This window comes from Parolsenella sp. (assembly GCF_982402205.1).
In genome coordinates this window covers 1-2664 of record NZ_CEVYAT010000179.1, presented here as the reverse complement: position 1 = coordinate 2664, position 2664 = coordinate 1, and the positions used below count along the sequence as shown (strand labels likewise).

The 2664-nt window shown below is 68.3% G+C and carries 3 protein-coding genes; all 3 read right to left on the bottom strand.

Annotation, left to right across the window (positions count from 1 at the left end; genetic code table 11):
- Positions 1-531, bottom strand: a 531-nt coding sequence (locus tag AC1VTH_RS07760; protein WP_481335566.1) for a Mur ligase family protein, incomplete at its 3' end; no start/stop codon positions are given.
- Positions 532-578: 47 nt separating this feature from the next.
- Positions 579-2360, bottom strand: coding sequence for a peptidoglycan D,D-transpeptidase FtsI family protein (locus AC1VTH_RS07755; protein ID WP_293673731.1), 1782 nt, complete (start codon positions 2358-2360; stop codon positions 579-581).
- Between the two features lie 38 nt (positions 2361-2398).
- A partial coding sequence (locus AC1VTH_RS07750; protein ID WP_481335564.1) for a hypothetical protein occupies positions 2399-2664 on the bottom strand: 266 nt, incomplete at its 5' end.

Genomic DNA, 2664 nt, shown 5'->3' with positions numbered 1-2664 from the left:
GGGGTGGTTCATGCCCATCTCGACCACGAGGACCTGCGCGTCCTCGGGCGCCTCGAGCAGGGTGATGGGCACGCCGATGAGGTTGTTGAAGTTGCCCGCCGTAGCGTGGGTGCGCCAGGTGGTGCCGAGCGAGGCGGCGAGCATGTCCTTGGTCGTGGTCTTGCCCACCGAGCCCGTGACGCCCACGACGCACCAGTCGTGGCGCTCGCGCCACCAGCCGGCGAGGCGCAGCATGAACTCGGTGGCGTCATCGGCCTCGCAGCGCACAATGGCGCAGCCGCAGGCAGCGGCGGCCTCGAGGGCCACGGCGTCGGGCTCGCGGGTCACGGCGACGACGCCGGCGCCGGCCTCGATGGCGGCCGCCACGTAGTCGTTGCCGTCAACGCGCTCGCCGGGGAACGCCACGAAGAGCGTGCCCTCCCCCACCTTGCGCGAGTCGATGGCGACGCCGCGGGCGCGCTCGTCGCCGGTGCCCGAGAGGAACGCGGCCGAGGTGGCCAAGCAGATGTCAGACGATGTGCACTCAATCATGCGAATCTCCCGTGAGGGTTGCTCGCCCCGCAAAAGGGCTGCACGCCCTAGTTTTGCTTGGGTACGTTTAGGTCGGTAAGGGCCTCATTCATGATAGCCGAGAAGTTCTGGGCCACGGCGCTTCCGTGGTAGGAGGTGCCGTAGACGCCGACGTAGCACAGGGCCGCCGCGTCCTCGCCGTTGGCGAAGCCGATAAACGAGCTGAGGAAGGAGTTGTCGAGGTAGCCGCCGGTGTCGAGGGCCTGCTGGCCGGTGCCGGTCTTGCCAACCACGTCGTAGCCCTCGAGCTGGGCCTTGACGCCCGTGCCGTCGAGCACGACCTCGCGCATATCGCCGATGACGTTCTCGCAGGTCTGCTCGGACAGGACGCGCGCGCCCTCGCCCCAGTCTGCCTTCTCGCCACCCTTCTGGACCAGGAAATGCGGGGTCACGAGCGTGCCCTTGTTGGCGATGGCGCCCACGGCACGCACGAGCTGGATCGAGGGGAAGGCCACGCCCTGGCCAAAGGCGGCGGCGCCCACAGTGGCCCCCGTGTACTCGTCGCGCGAGGGCACGATGCCCGCGCTCTCGCCCGGGAAGTCGATGCCCGTGGTCTGGCCAATGCCCAGCGAGGAAATGCCCTCGCTGAACTTGTCGGCGCCGATGGCCATGCCCACCATGGCCGCGCCCGCGTTGGACGAGCGGCGCATGATCTCGGTGGGGGTCATGTCCATCGTGTAGTCGCGGCCGTCGTCGTCGGTGACGCCGTCGTCGCCCACCATGACCTTGGCGGGCACGGTGAAGGTCGAGTTCTTGTTGATGGTGCCCGTCTCGTAGCCAATGGCCATCGTAAGGCTCTTGAAGGTCGAGCCCGGCTCGTAGGAGTCGCTCACGCTCATGAGCTTCAGGGCCTCGTTGGTAACCGTCGAGGGATCGCTCGGGTCGAACATGGGCCACGAGCAGGCCGCGAGGATCTCGCCGGTGTCGGGCACGGTGACGACAACGTTGCCGCTCTTGGCCTCGGTGTCGCTCATGGCCTGGGTGAGCTGCTCCTCGGCCACGCGCTGCACGTTGACGTCGAGCGAGACGATGATGTCGGTGCCGTCGGTGGCCTCGTGGGTCTCGGAGACGCCGCCCGCCACGGGGGTGCCATCGCGGCCGCGCTCCATGAGCATCTCGCCGTCGGTGCCGCTCAGGATGTCGTCGTACTGCAGCTCGAGGCCCGACAGGCCGTGGCCGTCGGTACCGATGAAGCCAAGCACCTGGCCGCCCGTCTCGCCATAGGGGTAGACGCGCTTGACGTCGGCGAGGGTGTAGACGCCACTGATCTGGTCGGACGCCAGGGTGTTGACGACGTCTGCGGCCACGTCGGTGTCGACCTGGCGCTTGAGATAGGCGAAGGTGGTGTTCTGCGAAAGGGTCGAGAGGTAGTCGCTCGCGTCGCCGCCGAGCTTGTCGGCGAGCACGGAGGCCACGGCGTTCTTGTCCTCGATGATGGAGGGGTTGCAGTAGAGCGTGCGGCACTCGACGCTCGTGGCGAGCACGTTGCCGTTGCGGTCGTAGATGGTGCCGCGCTTGGCCTGAATCGTGACATTGCTCGTGGTGAGCGCGTCGGCCTTGGCGGACAGGCGTCCGGCGTCTATCACCTGCAGCCACGCGAGGCGCAGGATGACGATGCCAAACAGGACGAGCAGCGCGGGCGGGATCTTGAACGAGCCGCCCCGGGAGGAGCCGCCGCCGCGACGTGCGGCGCGCTCCTCGTCATACGAAGACGTGGAGCGCGCGCGGTTGCCGGTTGTGCGCGGGCGCCCGTTGCGCCCGCGGGTGTTTCTTGAGTCTCGTGAATTCATGCGTCTCAGTTTACGCAACTTGGCGCGAGCGGGGGCCCTTAGGCGAGCGAGTCCACATCGGCTGCATTAGCACCGGCGGCGGAGCCGTCGCCCTGGGTCTGCTGGGCGTCGCCGAGCTGGCTGGCGACCTCCTCGGAGCTGAGCTTGGAGCCCTCCTGGGAGGCAGCGTCGCTCGCGCCCTGCTCGGCCACGTCGGTGGAGGTGGCGTCATCGCTGCTGGAGGCGTTATCGCTCGCGGCGGCGCTCATCTGCTCGGTGCCGGTGGCCAACACCATGCCGTAGCTCTGCGTGGCGATGCGGTCGA